Annotated in this window: 14 protein-coding genes; 11 read left to right on the top strand and 3 right to left on the bottom strand. The window is 62.8% G+C overall.

All coding sequences use genetic code 11. The features are described from left to right. The 3 genes from AC3WKX_RS32355 to AC3WKX_RS32345 all read right to left on the bottom strand — a co-directional run. A partial coding sequence (locus AC3WKX_RS32355; protein ID WP_102606332.1) for a hypothetical protein occupies positions 1–1,336 on the bottom strand: 1,336 nt, incomplete at its 3' end. A 65-nt stretch (positions 1,337–1,401) separates the two neighbouring features. Further along, complete coding sequence (locus AC3WKX_RS32350; RefSeq protein WP_102606333.1) at positions 1,402–3,138, bottom strand: DUF8225 domain-containing protein; 1,737 nt, start codon at positions 3,136–3,138, stop codon at positions 1,402–1,404. Beyond that, complete coding sequence (locus tag AC3WKX_RS32345) at positions 3,135–4,961, bottom strand: tyrosinase family protein (protein WP_102606334.1); 1,827 nt, start codon at positions 4,959–4,961, stop codon at positions 3,135–3,137. The genes AC3WKX_RS32350 and AC3WKX_RS32345 overlap by 4 nt, the downstream gene beginning before the upstream one ends. Before the next feature lie 159 nt (positions 4,962–5,120). Here AC3WKX_RS32345 and AC3WKX_RS32340 point away from each other — a divergent pair, with 159 nt between their 5' ends. The 11 genes from AC3WKX_RS32340 (at position 5,121) to AC3WKX_RS32290 (ending at position 16,175) form a co-directional block, all read left to right on the top strand. Then, a complete protein-coding gene (locus AC3WKX_RS32340; RefSeq protein ID WP_032899475.1) occupies positions 5,121–5,585 on the top strand; it encodes an Lrp/AsnC family transcriptional regulator in 465 nt (154 codons plus the stop codon). Between the two features lie 519 nt (positions 5,586–6,104). Next, the gene (locus AC3WKX_RS32335) at positions 6,105–6,698 is read left to right on the top strand and encodes a transposase (RefSeq protein WP_087694077.1); all 594 of its coding nucleotides are present in this window, start codon (positions 6,105–6,107) and stop codon (positions 6,696–6,698) included. A 59-nt stretch (positions 6,699–6,757) separates the two neighbouring features. Further along, complete coding sequence (locus AC3WKX_RS32330; protein WP_003211544.1) at positions 6,758–8,356, top strand: ShlB/FhaC/HecB family hemolysin secretion/activation protein; 1,599 nt, start codon at positions 6,758–6,760, stop codon at positions 8,354–8,356. Between the two features lie 24 nt (positions 8,357–8,380). Then, the gene (locus AC3WKX_RS32325) at positions 8,381–10,180 is read left to right on the top strand and encodes a DUF2341 domain-containing protein (RefSeq protein WP_102606335.1); all 1,800 of its coding nucleotides are present in this window, start codon (positions 8,381–8,383) and stop codon (positions 10,178–10,180) included. Between the two features lie 11 nt (positions 10,181–10,191). Continuing rightward, complete coding sequence (locus AC3WKX_RS32320; protein ID WP_102606336.1) at positions 10,192–10,617, top strand: ExbD/TolR family protein; 426 nt, start codon at positions 10,192–10,194, stop codon at positions 10,615–10,617. 3 nt (positions 10,618–10,620) lie between these two features. Next, positions 10,621–11,328, top strand: coding sequence for an energy transducer TonB family protein (locus AC3WKX_RS32315; RefSeq protein ID WP_102606337.1), 708 nt, complete (start codon positions 10,621–10,623; stop codon positions 11,326–11,328). Positions 11,329–11,369: 41 nt separating this feature from the next. After that, entirely contained in the window at positions 11,370–13,067 is a 1,698-nt protein-coding gene (locus AC3WKX_RS32310; protein WP_102606338.1) for a putative porin, read from the top strand. Positions 13,068–13,084: 17 nt separating this feature from the next. Further along, positions 13,085–13,711: a hypothetical protein gene (locus tag AC3WKX_RS32305; RefSeq protein ID WP_008430322.1), complete on the top strand. Its 627-nt coding sequence runs from the start codon at positions 13,085–13,087 to the stop codon at positions 13,709–13,711. 20 nt (positions 13,712–13,731) lie between these two features. Then, complete coding sequence (locus tag AC3WKX_RS32300) at positions 13,732–14,214, top strand: YbjN domain-containing protein (protein WP_102606339.1); 483 nt, start codon at positions 13,732–13,734, stop codon at positions 14,212–14,214. Further along, positions 14,211–15,146 carry a peptidylprolyl isomerase gene (locus tag AC3WKX_RS32295; protein ID WP_102606340.1) on the top strand — a complete coding sequence of 312 codons (936 nt, stop codon included), beginning with the start codon at positions 14,211–14,213 and terminating at the stop codon, positions 15,144–15,146. Before AC3WKX_RS32300 ends, AC3WKX_RS32295 begins: the two co-directional genes overlap by 4 nt. Positions 15,147–15,197: 51 nt before the next feature. Then, the gene (locus AC3WKX_RS32290) at positions 15,198–16,175 is read left to right on the top strand and encodes a LysR family transcriptional regulator (RefSeq protein WP_003211527.1); all 978 of its coding nucleotides are present in this window, start codon (positions 15,198–15,200) and stop codon (positions 16,173–16,175) included. The last annotated feature ends 187 nt before the right edge of the window (positions 16,176–16,362 follow it).

Genomic DNA, 16,362 nt, shown 5'->3' with positions numbered 1-16,362 from the left:
GGTTGGGGGTGAGGGTCCAGAGTACGTTGATCAGTTTGTAGTACTGGAACACCGACTTGCCCTGGCTCTGCTGGGCAAAATTGGCCTGCACCGCGCCGTTAAGCGCCTGCAGTTCAGTGGGCAGCGGATGTTCCCGGGTGGTCTGCACGGGTTGGTCCCGTGGAAACGGCTCGGTGCAGTCGCGGTCCGGATGCTGCTGCTTGCACTGGATACGCGCAACGTTCGGCGTGCATTCGGGGCCGGTGCCGCAGTTCGGGTTGTTGAAGGCAAAGCTGTCGGGCGGCGTTTGTTGTGGCGGCACCTGGTTGGGTTCCGGCACGTTGTCCACTTGCTCGAAGGTGGTCCAGATGAAGTTGGGCGAGGCCTGGGTCTTGTTGATGATATGCAGGCCCACCAGGCCCACCACCTGCTGGGTGCACTGCAAGGTGGCCGGGTTTTTGAGCCAGGCGACGGTGGTCAGGTAACGTCCGTATAGCTCGGGTTTGCCGGTGAGGATTCGCCATGCTGCCTTGACCTCCAGAGCTCCCAGTTGCTCCTGCGGCACCGGGTTGGGCGGCAGCGAGCGCATGGGTTCACCGATGGGCAAGGACAGCCCGCCGGGGTTCTGGTTGTCGAGGTTCTGCGCGACTTTCAGCTGGTTGGCCGCGTCGTACAGCCCTTTGCTGACGATGTAGTCGAACTCGGCCTTGCCCACCTTGCGTTCAAAAAACACCAGGTTCTGCGACTGGTCCGTCAGCCAGCCGCCGGAGGCCTCCATGATCGGGTCCGGAATCGAGGCCAGGGTGCCGCTGGACAGGTGAAACCCATGCCGCGCGTTGATCGCGCTTTCGGAGGTGGCGGTCATGAACTTGCGCGCCCCCACCGACATCGCCCTGAGGCTGCCCTGGGTGCTGCAATTGGACGGCACCAGGGTTTGCACGCCCCAGCCGGTGGGCACGGGCGCGCCGGGCAGGAAGATATCGTTGGCGTCCTTGTAGCTGGCCCATACCGGCGCCACACTCATCGGCTGGCCGGAGGCAGTCGGTACGCCGAATTGCGCCAGGGTACTGTTCATGTCCGGCTCACCCGCGAGGGCAGGTGTGGCTGGCCAACCGGGATTCACCGGCCAGTTCAGGGCAATGAACAACTGCCAGCCAAAGCAATTCATGAAGCTCTGGCCGGTGGCGTTGAAGTTGTTGATCGGCAGGAAGCCGCCGCTTTTCGGGTTGAACACCAACTGTTGCTGCACGCAAGCGTCGGCGTCGGAAGTGGGGGATGCGTAGGCGGCCTGCATGGCGAACAGGCTCAGCACCACACTGGTCAGCAGCGATAAAACACTCAAGCGTAACCTGGACATCATCGCGCTCCTTGCAAGCAGGTAAAGCCGCACCCTGGGTGGGTGCGGCTGATGGGCTGTATCAGTCAGGCGCCAGGCACCAGCGCCAATCCGGATTCCCATGGGTGTTCCGCCGCGCTGGGGTTATCGGCTTCGCCCGGGTTGAGGGCGCGCACTGTCACCAGCCCCGGTGCGGCAGTGGGGCTTACGGTGATGGTCAGCAGGTAGCCCTGGGTGCCACCGGAGTTGGTTTGCCCGGGGATGGCCGAGGCATCCGGCAGGAACTTTGTGACCTGCGCCGTCACCCCAGGATTGGAGAATTGCACCCGCGCCGTCTCGGCGGTGGTCTTGAGGTCGGCGCCTTGCACCACCAGGGCAAACTGCCCGCTGGTGCCGGGTGCCAGCCAGGCCGGCAGGTCGGTGGGTGACTGCCCGTAGAACAGGTCCAGCGGCAGCAGCTGTACCGGCCAGGGTTGCACGCCGTTGACCCGGTCCGTCACGCACGGGCAGGAATCCGGCGTCGGGCTGATGGGCGTGGTTGTCACACTCAGGCCCACCAGCAACTGCTGGGCAATCACCCACACGTAGTCGATCGGCTGGCCGCTGATGGTGATGTCGTTGATCGAGAACCCGGCGCTGACCGGCACTTCAAACACCGCTTGCAGAATCTGGTCGGAGCCGTTGGCGGCGGACTTGGCGGTGCCACGGGTGATTTTCCAGTACTGGCTGACGTCCTGGCCCTGGGGGCCTTTCCACGCCGAGAAGTCGGTGGGTTGTTGCAGGTACAGGCCGATGGGGTTGGTCAGCGACAGCCGGTTGTTCACTGCCACGCTGTTGGCCGAGAAACCGATATGCGGATCGGAGTTGCGGTAGTTCTGCCCGTATTGCGCGCAGCAGATCAATGCCTGGGAATTCTGGCTGCTGCTCAATGGCCGCAGGATGGTCGCCGCGGCAGCCAGGTACACCTCGGCGCTCAGGGTGTTGGGGCCGGAGGTCAGGTGCATCGCGCCGCCGTACTGGCCAGGCACACAGGCGGTGCCGGCGTTCCATTTGTTGACGGTGTCGTAGGCCGGTTGACCGGTGGTGGGGTCGATGACCGGGTCGCCGGCCTTACCGGTCGGGCAGTCGGCGGTGTAGCGCAGGTACAGGTCTTCGAGTTGCACCTGTGGGTCGATGTAGTCGCGATACAGCCCCAGTACAGCAGTCGGATCGATGCGCCACATGGCCAGGAAATACGCCGGGTTTTCGCAAGTGAAGGTGATCTTGCGCATGTTGCCGTCGGCATCGCGCACGATGGACCACTCGCAATATTCGTCAAGCCAGCCACGGGGGCCCGAAGGCGAGAAATCCTTGTACTTGCCTTGCCAGTCGATGCTCGGGCAGCGAGTGACGGGGAGTTGCAGCAGGGTGCCTTGCTTGTTCGGGTCGTAGAGCATGTACAGGGTGTTGTTGATCGTAATCTGGCCGTTGTCGGTCAGCTCCATCACCTGTTGCATGGACATGGCCTTGCCGCCCAACTGTGGAATCACCGCCGTGCCGTTGTTGTAGAAAAACGTCCACAGCCGATTGGGGAAGGGCGCCCAGGTAATCGCCGGCGGCGTGGTGGGGCCGTAACCTTCCACCAGTGGGTTGTAATAGCCCGAGCGCGGCGCGTCATTGAGGCCCGACCACGGGTTGCCGATGATCGCAGACTGGGTCCAGCCGGTGAGGTCGTTGTTCCAGTCGGTTTCAAACTGCGGCAACTGGTTTTCCAGGCCCAGCTTGTTGTAGTCCTTGGGAGCTTGCCCGGCGGGAGAGGTGAATTGTTTGAAGGGTGTGCTCATGTCGATTCTCCAGGTGTTGTTGTGGTGGAAACGGAGCAGCAACCGGCACTGGGAGCAGGGCCGGCGACGGTTTGGCGCGGGTCGTCCCACACCAGTTGGGCGATAAAGCCAGGCAGCGGCGCGTACTCCTGCGGCGTCAACACCCGGGCACTATCGAGATGGGTCACCACCACGGATAACTGCGTGGTGTCAGTGGGGCGAAGGTTCAATGCGGCAGCAGTGCGCGCGGCATTCAGCGCGCGTGACACGCCATGGGTGATGCAGCGGCCCTTGTCATCCACCAGGCCCATGCCGATGCGACTGAAGCGCCCGACATAGTGCGGATTGTCGGCGCTCACCTGCTGCGGCGTGGCGTCGGGCTGGTTGAGGAATACGTCGATCAGGTAGGTGTCGTGGGTGCAGCGCACATGGTCGAACACCAACCACGGGCCCAGTCTTGCGGTTTGTTCCTGCGCTTGCATCGGCGTCGAACTTTGCTGGCAGCAGGCTTTTGCGGCCGGGCGGCGGGTGCCAAAGGGCGGGGCGACGGGCACACCGTAGTCATAGCCGATATGCCGACTGTCCTGGGCCATGTCCCCCAGGGTGGTGTAGCGCCAGGCGTCGGCACTGGTGAAGGTGACATCGTCGGCCTCGCTGCCGGCAAACGGCTGGAGCAGGCACTGGGTGGTGTACTGCGCTGCCGGATGGGCGCGGATCCAGACCTCCAGCATCCGGTCGATATTGGCGTGGTAGGAGCTGAACACCGGGTCGAACGCGGTGTAGGCGTTGTCAGCCATGTCGCCGCCGATCCAGCCGTGATAGTTGTCGTGGGGCTGCTCGTAGAGCCCGTCGAAATTCAGCGCACGGTTGGGGTACAGGTCATCTTCCTGGGGGGGATCAAACACCGGGATGTTCGCCCAGGGATAACCTGGCACGCCCTGGGGCTGGCTGAAGGTGTTGAACTTCAGGGCATCGACCACCTGTTGCTGGAAAATCCGGCTCATGCCGTACAACTGGGTGCGTTCGACGCGCTGCGTTTCGCCCCGGGTGTAGAACAGCGGATTGCGTTGCACGAAGCGGCAGTCCACACCCGGGATGCTGGCCTTTTCACAGACCTTCGAACAACCGTCCTTGGCAGCGGCGTAGCGCAACGGATTAGGGCGAACCTCGCCGGTGCGCGGGTGCACGTAGGTTTCATCGAGAAACGCCTGGGGCAAGCCGGCCTGGGGGCTGCCGTCGACACTGGCGTCTTCGGCCATCCAGTCCCAGTAGGGGATGGGGCAGTCGATCAGCGCTTCCAGGTACAGCAGATAGGCCCGGTGCCACAGGGCAAACGCTTCCTGGTAATGCAGGCACCAGTTGGTGTGGATATAGGCGTAACGCTGCCAAGGGGAGCCGCTGTCGGCGTTGGCCACCTGCATTACGTCATCGAGGCGTGAGCGGTACAGGTTCAGTTGTTCCTGTGTCAGTGCGCGAATGTCCTGGCGCACGCGTTTGACCGGGTGAGGCAGGTCGGGTGGGGGGATGCGTTCTGCCTCGTCGAACGGTGAGGCGGGAGTGAGGCGCCAGCCCTGGTTGACCCACAGCCTGAAGGTTTCCAGCGCGTCGATGGGCCAGAACTGCTGCTGGTCGAGGGTCAGCGGCATGCTGCGGGAGGCCAGGTGCTGGTAGATGGTTTCGGACCAGGTCTTGACGGAGGCGGGGTCTTCGAGGAATACGAAGTAGGCGTTCATGCAGCCCACCCAGGAGGCGGCGACGGCGGCGCGTTGCTCTTGGGGGATCCAGTAGGGGGCGCTGAATAGGCCGTGGATATCGGTGGCCCATGTCGGTTTCGCGACTATCATAAGATCCCTCTCATGCGGCCCCGGTGCCTGATTTGGCTGGGCTGCTAAGCTGGATTGATGTTAGTGCGCCACCGCGCAGGATTTGTGCAAATTGGTGGGTGTTTACGGTGGATTCATTGCAGTTTTTTCAAGGAAGATATGGAAAAAATGACAGATGCCATGGATTTGAAGATTCTGGGGAAATTGCAAAGGGATTGCAGTCAGAGTCTGGAGTTGTTGAGTGACAGTGTCGGGCTGTCTTCAACCAGTTGTTACCGGCGTATCAGGCGGTTGGAGAGTGTCGGGATCATCAAGGCCAAGGTGGCGGTGCTGGATGAGCGCAAGCTTGGGATTCAGGTTACGGCGTTCTTCCTGATCAAGCTTGATAGGGACAGCAATGATATCGACCGCAAGATGCAGCATATCCTGGCGAGTCATCCGGAGATTCAGGACTGTTATCTGCTGACCGGGGAGTTTGATTTTGTGATGGTGGCGAAGTTTCGGGATGCCACTGAGTACACTGATTATATCTATCGGTTTTTAGAGATTTATCGGGATATTCCGATTCGTACTTATTCGTCTACTTTGGTGGTGCGGACGGTTAAGAAGTCTTATGAACTGCCGTTGCCGGGGTCTTTGGTTTGAGTACATATCCGTTTCTTCGGTAACGGCCGCTTATGGTTCCGCTCTTACAGCGGGTCACTTTTGGCAAACGCCCGGACTGCCGGCCCAGCCAAAAGTAACCAAAAGGTCTCTGCTCCACCACTCGGTGCCTCGCCTAGGCTCGGCATGCCCGCACTCCGTGGTTCTGCTTTTCTGTGGGAGCTGGCTTGCCTGCGATGCAGACAACTCGGTTTTTCAGATACACCGAGGCGATGCCATCGCAGGCAAGCCAGCTCCCACATTTGAACCGTGCCCGCTTTAACTTTTGATTTTGCTTCACAACACTCCAAAAGTGAGCCGCTGTAAGAGCGGAACCAATACCAGCCCTGACCGCAGCAACGGATATGCCCACATCACCCCGCCCCAAAAAAGAAGCTTTTATGACAAAAGTTCGGTAGTCCCCAGCGACCCCCGTCTTGGCTATGTAACGCGCTCAACACCGCTAAAAAAGGCGACGTCAGAGCCGCAAGCAGGATGCCAGGAGTGGGGCGAATGGGAACTATGGAACGTTACTCGAAAGTCGGCATGCAGGAGCTCGACCAGCGCCTGTCAAAGATCGTCGAAGCCGCACGCAAAAAACCGGTCTCGGTCTACCGCTATGGCGCACCGTGGGTATGGATCGTCTCCCAGGACGACTGGCAAGGCGCGCTCAAGGAAGTCTCCAGCTACATCCCCGCAGGCCATTCACTGGTCTTGCTGCGCCCGCAGATCGACGACATCCTCGACCTCCACCGCGACCTGCTCCAGGCCCAACCCGGCACCCAGATCGCCCCCCAGACCGTCTTGCAGATCCTGCTGCTGCAACTCCTGTACTCAGTCCCCAACGAACAGCAACTGCACGAACAACTCAACTACAACCTGCTGTTCCGCTGGTTCGTCGGCCTCGACCTGAACCAGAAAGTCTGGGGCATCAACCTCCTGCAACGCGACATCGCCACGTTCCTGAACAACCCGCAGGCGGTGCAGTTGATCCAGAAAATCATCGGTGAAGTGTTCTGTGGCGCCTTGCTGCACATGCCGGAGTTCTCCCTGAACTTCGCCCTGCTGCACACCTGGCTCGCCCGGCACGGCAACACCTCGATATCCAGCAATTGAACAGGCCAAACGCCGGGCAAACGGCGACGGCAATCATTCTTAGTAGACCAGGGGGCGGTGTGGAGCATCTGTTCAAATCAACGCTGGCGCTGTGCTGGCTGACGCTGGGTGCACTGGCGCAACCGCTACAGGCCGAAGAGCAGGGCACCCAGCCCGAGCCTCCGGCACGGCTGGTGGACGTCAACGAGTACTTCGTGCGCGGCAACACCGTGCTCGACGCTCGTGCGATCGAAGAGGCGGTGTACCCGTTTCTCGGCCCGCAAAAGACCCTCGCCGACATCGAAGGCGCCCGGGATGCCTTGCAGAAGATCTATCAGGCACGCGGCTATCAGTCGGTGTTCGTCGAACTGCCGGAGCAGAAGGTCGATGACGGAATCGTCTACCTGCAGGTCAGCGAAACCAAGGTCGGGCGCGTCCGCGTGGTCGGCGCCAAGCACTATTCGCCGGTGGAAATCCGCGACGAAGTACCCGGCTTGAAGGAGGGCGCGGTTCCGGATTTCACCAGCGTGCAAACCCAACTCGCCGGCCTCAATCGCAGCGCCGGGCGGCAGGTCACGCCGCTGGTCCGCGAAGGCCAGCGCCCCGGCACCATGGACGTCGACCTGCAGGTGGAAGACCAGAACCCCTGGCACGCCAGCCTCGGCCTGAACAACGACTACAGCGCCGACACCAAGGAGCTGCGCAGCGTCGCGACCCTGGGTTACGACAACCTCTGGCAACTGGGCCACAGCATTTCCCTGACCTACTTCACCGCGCCCCAGGACAGCGACAACGCCAAGGTCTGGTCGGGCGCCTACACCGCGCCGCTGACTGATCGCTGGAGCCTGCAGTTCTCCGGTTATCAGTCCGACAGCAACATCGCCACCATCGGCGGCAGCAACGTGTTGGGCAAGGGCCATTCCTATGGCGTGTCGGCGATCTACAGCCTGCCGGCCAGTGGCAATTGGGCCAATTCGTTCTCTGCCGGGGTCGACTTCAAGGACTTCAAGGAGCAGATGAAGTTTGGCAGCAGCACGGACGATATCCCGCTGAAGTACGCACCGCTGACCTTCGGCTACAACGGCTACCGCTACACCGAGCAGTCGCAATTGGGGCTGGGCTTGAGCCTGGTGGTGGGTACCCGCGCGTTCTTCGGCTACGGCAGCGACGCCGAGGAGTTCCAGTACAAGCGTGACAAGGCCAGCCCGAGTTTTGCGGTGCTCAAGGGTGACCTGAATTACACCTACACCTTCGGCAACGACTGGCAGTCGGCGTCCAAGGCCGGCTTCCAGCTGGCCTCGGGGCCGCTGGTGTCCAACGAGCAATATTCCGCTGGCGGCGCTACGTCGGTACGCGGGTATCTCGCCGCCGAGCGCACCGGCGACGAAGGCTACCTGTTGTCCCAGGAGCTGCGCACGCCGTCCCTGGCCAAGTTTCTCGGCAGCTACGTGCAGGAGTGGCGCTTCTACGCGTTTGCCGAAGGCGCACGCCTGCGCCTGCATGACCCGCTGCCCGAGCAGGAAGACGAATACAGCCTGGCCAGTGTCGGCCTCGGCACCCGCGCCAGTTTGAGCAAGTGGTTGTCCGGCAGCCTGGATTGGGGCTACCCGCTGCTTGAAGGCCCAAATACCCAGAAACAGGACTCGCGACTGCACTTCAGTGTGCAGGCGACTTTCTGACCCCTTTTTTCGGAGACTCCTGACATGCAACGCCTATTTCTGAGCCTGTTGATCTGCCTGGGCTTCGCGCTCCCGGCCACCGCCCATGCCTGGTGGCAGGACGATTGGCACTACCGTAAACAGATCACGGTGGACACCACCTCCCAGGGCGCAGCCATCAGCCAGGCCCTGGGCCGCACCGCGCTGCTGGTGCGCCTGCACACCGGCAACTTCAGCTTTGACGGGGTCAAGGACGACGGCGCCGACCTGCGCTTTGTCAGCGCCGACGACAAGACCGTGTTCAACCACCAGATCGAAAGCTTCGACCCGCTGATGGGCATGGCGCTGATCTGGGTCGATGTGCCCAAGGTCGAAGGCGGCCAGCGCCAGGACCTGTGGATGTACTACGGCAACCAGAAGGCGCCGGCCACCGCCAACGGCCAGTTGACCTTCGACCCGAACTACACCGCGCTCTACCACTTCGACGGCGCCAACGGCACGCCGCCCCGGGACACCACGGCCTACGGCAACACTGCCGTAAACGCCACCGGTGCGAGCATCGACGGCGTGATCGGCCGGGCCTTGCAGTTCAGTGGCCAGCCGTTGCTGCTGCCAGCCAGCCCGTCGCTGCAACACGCAGCGGGCGGCGCCTTCACTTTCAGCGCCTGGTTGCGGGTCGACCAGGCCAGCGGCGAGCAAGTGGTGGTGGCCCGTCGCGAGGGCGCCCACAGCCTGTTGCTGGGCTTGAACCAGGGCATGCCGTTTATTGAAATCGACGGCCAGCGCGCCGTCTCGACCCACCCGCTGAACCCCGGCCAATGGCAGCACCTGGCGTTCACCGCCGAGGGCGACAAGGTCTCGCTGTACGTCAACGGCCGTGAGACCGCGACCCTCGCAGTGGCGATGCCGGCGTTCAATTCGCCACTGGCCATCGGTGCCGATTTGCCGGAAGCCGCCAACGGGCACCTGCCGTTTACCGGGGCCATGGACGAACTGCGCTTGTCCAAGGTCGCGCGCCCGGCAGCCCTGTTGCTGGCCGATGCCACGGCCCAGGGCGCCGAGTCGAAACTGGTGGCCTATGGCGTGGATGAAGAACAGTCGGGCTTCGGCTTCGGCAGCCTGGGGTTCCTGCTCAAGGCGGTGCCGGTGGATGCCTGGGTGATCATCCTGGTGCTGGTGGGGATGATGTTCCAGTCGTGGTTCATCATGCTCCGCAAGAACCGCCAGGTCAGTCGCGTGAGTGCTGCCAACGATATCTTCCGCGAGCAATTCGCACAGATCGGTACGCGCCTGGAGATGTACTACGACGACGCGTTGCTGGCTGAGCGCCTGACCCATTCCTCGCTGTGGCGCCTGTACCGGGTCGCGGTCAAGGAAATCCGCACTCGCCGCGCCCAGGGCGCCGACACCTCGTCGGTCTCGGCAGCCACCATCGAAGCCATCCGCTGCTCCATGGACGGCGTGCGTACCCGGGAAAACCAGCAACTCGGCGCCAAGCTGTCGACCCTCTCCAACGCGATTGCCGGGGGGCCGTATATCGGCCTGCTCGGCACCGTGCTGGGGATCATGGTGGTGTTCCTCGGCACGGCGATGGCCGGCGACGTGAACATCAACGCCATCGCCCCGGGTATGGCGGCGGCCTTGCTGGCCACGGCCATGGGCCTGTTTGTCGCGATCCCCGCGCTGTTTGGCTACAACCGCCTGATTACCCGCAACAAGGAAGTCAGCGCCGACATGCGCGTGTTCGTCGACGAGTTCATCACCCGCCTGGCGGAGATGCACGGCGAGAGCCAGCACAGTGAAGCGGCGCACCGTCGCGACCACCACGCCCACGTCCCGGCCTGAGGAGAATCAGCATGGCTTCCGTGAATGCCTCCCACGACGATGACGATGACGCACCCGTCGACAGCATCAACATCACGCCCCTGGTGGACGTGCTGATGGTGGTGTTGGTGATGTTTATCCTCACCGCCACCGCCCAGGTCTCGGGGATCCAGATCCACCTGCCCAAGGCCAGTGCTTCGGTATCGCTGTCCGAGGCCAAGACCAAGGCCATCTCGGTGAACGATGGCGGCCAGGTGTTTCTCGACGCTTACCCGGTGACCTTGCCTGAGCTGGAAGAGCGCCTGCGCATCGAGAAAGCGCTGAACCCGGACTTCCCGGTGATCGTGCGCGGCGACGCCATGGTGCAGTACCAGAAGGTCATCGAAGTACTCGACCTGCTGCGTCGCCTGGAGCTGTCCCAGGTCGGGCTGGTCACCGGCAAACCGAACCAGGGCTGAGTCATGACCGCACAGATGCCGATCGCGCCGACGCCCCTCAAGAACAAGCCGCCATTGCGCCCGCTGAAGTGGGGCATTGGCCTGCTGCTGGGCGCCGTGGCTGCCTGGTTTCTCTGGCAGTGGGCCAATGACATGAGTGGCGTGCGCCGTGAAGCGCCCAAGGTGCCGACGATTATTCCGTTGCCACCACCGCCACCACCGCCGCCGGAAAAACCCAAGGAACCGGAGCCCGAGGTGCAGGAAAAAATCCCCGAGCCGGAACCCACGCCGACCCCCGACGAGGTCAAGCCCGAGGAAGAGGCACCGCCTTCGCCAGCAGACGACCTGGCCAACCCGATGCAGATCGACGGCGACGCGCAGTCCGGTACCGACGGTTTCAACATCGGTGCCGGCAAGGGCGGCGGCATGGCCGGTTCCGGTGGTGGCGGGCTCGGTACCGGGACGTTCAAGCAGTACCTGGCCGGGGTGTTCCAGCGCCTGCTGCGGGAAGACCCGGAGCTGCGCAAGAAGGCCTACACGGTGCAGGCCGACCTGTGGCTGAGCGCAGACGGCGAGGTGACGCGCGTGGAGCTGGCCAAGTCCAGCGGCGACGCCGACACCGACGCCCAGGTGCTGGCCGCATTGCGTGCCACACCGCGGCTGAAGGAACGCACACCCACCTCAATGACCCTGCCGGTACGCCTGTCCCTCAAGGGCCGGCGCCCGGATTGATCGAACCCTTTTTTGCAGTTTTCTACAGGAGTTGTGTGCAGATGATTTCCCACGTGAATCGATTGACCCTGGCGGTCGGCATGGTCATCGCGACCCTGGTCGGCCAGGCGACGGCCGCCGCCGCGCCTTCGGAAAACGCCACGATCAACCTGATCCGCCTGCTGGTGCAGCAAGGTGTGCTCAAGCAGGAACAGGCCGACGGGCTGATCGCCCAGGCTGAAAAAGAGGCTCAGCAGGCACGTCAGGCCAGCACCGCCACGGCAGTAGCGGCAGGTCCAACTGCGGCCCCCGGCGATGTGCGGGTGCAGTACGTGCCGGCAGCGGTGCGCGACCAGATTCGCGACCAGATCAAGGCCGAGGTCATGGCCACCGCCAAGCAGGAAAACTGGGCCCAGCCCAACACGTTCCCGGAGTGGGTCTCGCGCATCAGCTTCGACGGCGATATTCGCCTGCGGGATGAGTCGCGCTATTTCTCGGGCAACAACAGCAATGAAATCGTCGATTACGCCAAGCTCAACGACAGCGGCCCCTACGACGTGAACAAGAACACCAACACCAAATTGCCGCCGCTGCTCAACACCCGCGAAGACCGCGAGAACCTGTTCCGCCTGCGCGCCCGCCTGGGCATGAAAGCCGTTATCTCGCCGGAATGGACCGCCGGCATCCGCCTCGGCACCGGCAACGACAACAACCCGGTGTCCACCACCCAGACCCTGGGCGGCGGCTTCGGCAAGAAAGACATCTGGCTCGACCAGGGCTACCTCACCTGGAAGACCACCGACTACATGACCCTGACCGCCGGACGTTTTGCCAACCCGTTCTATTCCACCGACATGATGTATTCCGGGGACCTCAACTTCGACGGTGTGGCGGCGATCTTCAACCACAAGCTCAACAGCGACTGGGGCCTGTTCGGCACCCTCGGCGCGTTCCCGGTGGAGTACAGCCCCGACACCGCCACCACCAACGGCTTCGACAAGGACGAGAGCGAAAACAAATGGCTGTTCGGCGGGCAGATCGGCGCCGACTGGAAGATCAACCGCAGCAACAGCCTGAAGGGCTCGATGGCCTACTACCACTTCGGCGATATCCAGGGCGAACGCTCCAGCCCTTGCTCGCCGTGGGCCGGCCAGCCGGCGTGCGATACCGATGGCACGCGCCTGGCCTTCATGCAGAAGGGCAACAGCGTGTTCCTGCTGCGAGACATCACCCCCAACCCGGCAACGCCTGGCCTGACCCCGCAACCGCAATTCGTCGGCCTGGCCTCCAAGTTCAATGTGCTGGACCTCAACCTGGCCTGGGACAGCGAGCTGCCGGAAGACCTCAAGCTGCGCAGCCAGACCAACTTCATCCACAACCTGGCCTACGACAAGGGCGAGATGCTCAAGCGCAGCGAAGGCCAGATCGTCAACAACCTCAACAGCGACGGCCAGTTTGAAAGTGGCGGCAATGCGCTGCTGGTGCAGTTCACCCTCGGCAGTGCGCTGGAGATGCGCAAGAAGGGCGATTGGAACGTGCTGGCCGGCTACAAATACATCCAGCCGGATGCCTTGCCGGACGGCTTCAACGACTCCTCGTTCCACCTTGGCGGCACCAACGCCAAGGGCTATTTCATCGGTGCCAACTACGGCCTCGACAAGAACATCTACGCCAGTGCCCGCTGGCTCAGCGCCTCCGAAGTGTATGGCGCGCCGTTTGAAGTGGATGTCATGCAACTGGAACTCAACACGCGCTTCTGATGCGCCGGAGAAAGCTCATGAACACGCGAATTTGCGGCCTGCTTCTACTGCTCGTTACCACCGGCGCTTCGGCTGAAGGCATGGAGGAGCGCCTGCGCACTCAGCTGCGCAGCACCACCCAGCAGTTGCAGGCGCTGCAAAGCGAGCAGGCCCAGGCCAGTGCCGCACGCATCGCCGCCGAAACCCAGGCCAAGCAGGCCCAGGCGCAGGTCAAGCAACTGACCGCCGAACTGGAAAAGACCCGTGGCGTGGCCGAGCAACTGGTGGGCCAGCAACAGAGCCTGCACAGCCAGGCCCAGGCCCAGGTGGCCGCGAGCAATGAGCAGGTGGGCAAGTTCAAGAAAGCCTATGAAGACTTGCTGGTAATCGCCCGGGGCAAAGAAACCGAGCGCGCACGCTTGCAGGCGCAACTCACGGAACGTGACACACAAGTGCAGCAATGTTCAGTCAAGAATCAACAGATGTACGACGTGGCCCAGCAGTTGCTGACGGCCTACGAAAAAATCGACGTGGCCGACGTGATGAGCATCCGCCAACCGTTCGCCAGCAGCACCCGGGTCAAGTTCGAGGAACTCGCCCAGGGTTTTGGTGACGGCCTTTACCTTAATCGGTTCGATGCTCCACAGACCGTCACTAATCATTGATCGACAAGGAAGAGACCCCTATGAGCGACGTACAACTGATCACCAGCGTGACCCCGCAAGCCTTGACCGAGCTGCTGCAGGAAGCCGGCTACCGGGTCAACCAGACCGAGCAGAACGGCATCGTGCAATTGCTCAGCGCAAGCCAGGGCATCGGCTTCGCCGTGCGTTTGGGCAACCCGGCGGCAGAGCAGGGCAGCTACGTGGACTTCACCTACAGCTGCGCGCTGCGGGTGCAGGGCGAATTGCCCGAGGGGCTGGCCCAGGTCTGGAACGCTTCCCGACGTTTTGCGCGGTTGTCGTTGCAGGGTGAGTTCCTGCTGATGGAGATGGATGTGGTGGCCGCCGGCGTGGGTGCGCCGTACTTGCGCAATCAGCTGGAATTGTGGGACCGCCTGCTGCAGGAATTCATCGTCTACCTGCGTGAATACAGCCAGCAAGCCGCCCAGCTCCAGGCCGGGTCCGCGCCTGCTGTCGACGCGCGCGAAGAGGCGCCTGCACTGTGAAGAAACCAGCCCTGGTGGTCGGCGCTGGCGCCCTGGTGGTGCTGGCGGTCGCGGTGGGGTTGAGCCTGCGGCCGGGCAGTGACCCGGTCGCAGCCCAGCAGCCGGCGCCGGTGGCCGTGAAGGACGGGCCGGCGGTGGCGCGCCTGGGCAACCAGCAGATCGACCTCGCCGAACTCAAGTCGGTGTTGGCCGCCTTGCCGACGGAAACCCGCGAGCAGTTGCGTGGCAACCGTGGCTCCCTGGAAACCTGGCTGCGTTCGCGCCTGGCGCAAAAGGCCGTGCTTGAACAGGCCGATGCCCAGGGCTGGCGGCAGCGCCCGGAGGTGGAGCAACAGACCCGCGCCGCCACCGAGCAGATCGTGTTTCGCGACTACATGTTGTCGGTCAGCCAGGTGCCGACGGATTACCCCAGCGCCGCTGAATTGCAGCAAGCCTATGACAGCGGCAAGGCACAATGGGTGACGCCGCCGTTGTACCAGGTCAGCCAGATTTTCCTGGCCGTGAGCGACCCGCAAACCGTCGACAATGTGCGCCGCCAGGCCCAGGAGTTGAGCCGCAAGGCGCAGGCCTCGCCGGGCGAGTTTGCCGCCCTGGCCAGCCAGTATTCCCAGGACCCCGACAGCGCCCGGCGCGGTGGCGATGCCGGGATGCAGCCATTGCAGCAATTGGTGCCTGAAATGCGCGGTGTGGTGGCGCGGCTCAAGACGGGCGGGGTGTCGGAGCCGGTGCAGAGTGCGGCGGGTTTTCACGTGCTCAAACTCACTGGGCAACAACCGGCGCGCACCGCCACGCTGGATGAACTGCGGGGCCGCTTGACCGAGGCCTTGCGTGCGCAACGCCAGGAGCAGATTGCCAAGGCCTACCTGGAAGGCATGCTCAATACCGCGACCTTGAGTATCGACGGCGCCGAGCTGAACAAGGTGCTGGAGTAAAACCGTATCACCGCATTGGATGCACAGTACCCACAAGACAGGGAGTCTCCCATGGTATTTGTTGAACCGGCTGTACCCCACGGCGTCGCGCCTTATCGTGCGTCGACCGAATCCCGCGAGGCCTGGCTGGCCCTGGCGGCCGCCATCGAGCCCGAGGTGGCGCAGTATTTCCTGATCAGCGCCCGCTGTGGGTGTTTCATGCAGGCGGCTCGCAGCCTCAACATCAAGGCCACGCAGTTGCGCAAGCGCCTGGCGCAGCTGGAAGAGCAACTGCGGCGTTCGCTGTTCAGCTATCAGGGCAATGTCCTGGCCCTGAGTCGTGAAGGGCAGCAGTTGCAGGCGCAGTTGATTGCCCTGGCGCATGAGCGACGCTTGCCGGTGCTGGAGCAACCGTTGATTCGGCTGGCGGTTGCCGAGTCGATCCTGCATGACATTCTGGGGCGGGACCTGATTGCGCTGTTGCGGCGCAATGCGAGTGTGCGGCTGGAGATCATTTCCATCGACAGCGAGTTGGGGTTGCAGGCGCTGGATGCGGATGTGGTGGTGTGGTTGTCGGGGATGGATTCGCCGGGGGCGGGGCCGAGTTTTGCCATTGGGGCGCCGGAGGTGTTGGCGCGGTTGGATTATTCGCCGCATATTGCCAAGCGGTATTCGCGGTTGGCAGTGCGGCCGGACAGCATTGAAGACCTTGCGGATTATATGTTGGTGCAGTGGCAGCCGGACCGGCAGGTGGAGGCGCTGCGGCCGTGGAATAGCCTGGTGGAGCAGCGGCTGGCGGGGGTGGTGCGGGTGGAAGCGTATCCGCTGATGCTGGAGATGATTCGGTGCAGTGCGTGTATTGGGTTGTTGCCGCGGTACATGAGTTGTTTTGATCGTGGGTTGACGGCGTTGGATGGGGTATTTCTGGAGGGGATGCAGCGGCAGGTCTGGATGGGGGTGAGTGCTGATGTGCGGCATCCGCTGGAGGTGGGGTGGGTGGTGGAGATGATTCGGAATACGTTTCTTGAGCGGGGGGAGTGGTTTGATTGATTGATTGATTGATTGAGTACATATCCGTTTCTTCGGTAACGGCTACTTATGGTTCCGCTCTTACAGCGGGTCACTTTTTTACAAACGCCTAAAAAAGTAACCAAAAAACGCTTTGCCCCACCACTCGGTGCCTCGCCTAGGCTCGGCATGCCCGCACTCCGGCACGGCTCCGCGGGCCGCCGCGACG

Source organism: Pseudomonas sp. GP01-A4, from assembly GCF_058780865.1.
Note: the sequence above shows the minus strand (reverse complement) of the source record. Positions and strands in the feature narration are given on the sequence as shown.

Coding starts and splice junctions, on each gene's coding strand:
- AC3WKX_RS32310 (WP_102606338.1), top strand. CDS start 11,370: ATGATTTCCCACGTGAATCGATTGACCCTGGCGGTCGGCATGGTCATC.
- AC3WKX_RS32340 (WP_032899475.1), top strand. CDS start 5,121: ATGGATTTGAAGATTCTGGGGAAATTGCAAAGGGATTGCAGTCAGAGT.
- AC3WKX_RS32320 (WP_102606336.1), top strand. CDS start 10,192: ATGGCTTCCGTGAATGCCTCCCACGACGATGACGATGACGCACCCGTC.
- AC3WKX_RS32325 (WP_102606335.1), top strand. CDS start 8,381: ATGCAACGCCTATTTCTGAGCCTGTTGATCTGCCTGGGCTTCGCGCTC.
- AC3WKX_RS32290 (WP_003211527.1), top strand. CDS start 15,198: ATGGTATTTGTTGAACCGGCTGTACCCCACGGCGTCGCGCCTTATCGT.
- AC3WKX_RS32300 (WP_102606339.1), top strand. CDS start 13,732: ATGAGCGACGTACAACTGATCACCAGCGTGACCCCGCAAGCCTTGACC.
- AC3WKX_RS32350 (WP_102606333.1), bottom strand. CDS start 3,138: ATGAGCACACCCTTCAAACAATTCACCTCTCCCGCCGGGCAAGCTCCC.
- AC3WKX_RS32335 (WP_087694077.1), top strand. CDS start 6,105: ATGGAACGTTACTCGAAAGTCGGCATGCAGGAGCTCGACCAGCGCCTG.
- AC3WKX_RS32315 (WP_102606337.1), top strand. CDS start 10,621: ATGACCGCACAGATGCCGATCGCGCCGACGCCCCTCAAGAACAAGCCG.
- AC3WKX_RS32345 (WP_102606334.1), bottom strand. CDS start 4,961: ATGATAGTCGCGAAACCGACATGGGCCACCGATATCCACGGCCTATTC.
- AC3WKX_RS32305 (WP_008430322.1), top strand. CDS start 13,085: ATGAACACGCGAATTTGCGGCCTGCTTCTACTGCTCGTTACCACCGGC.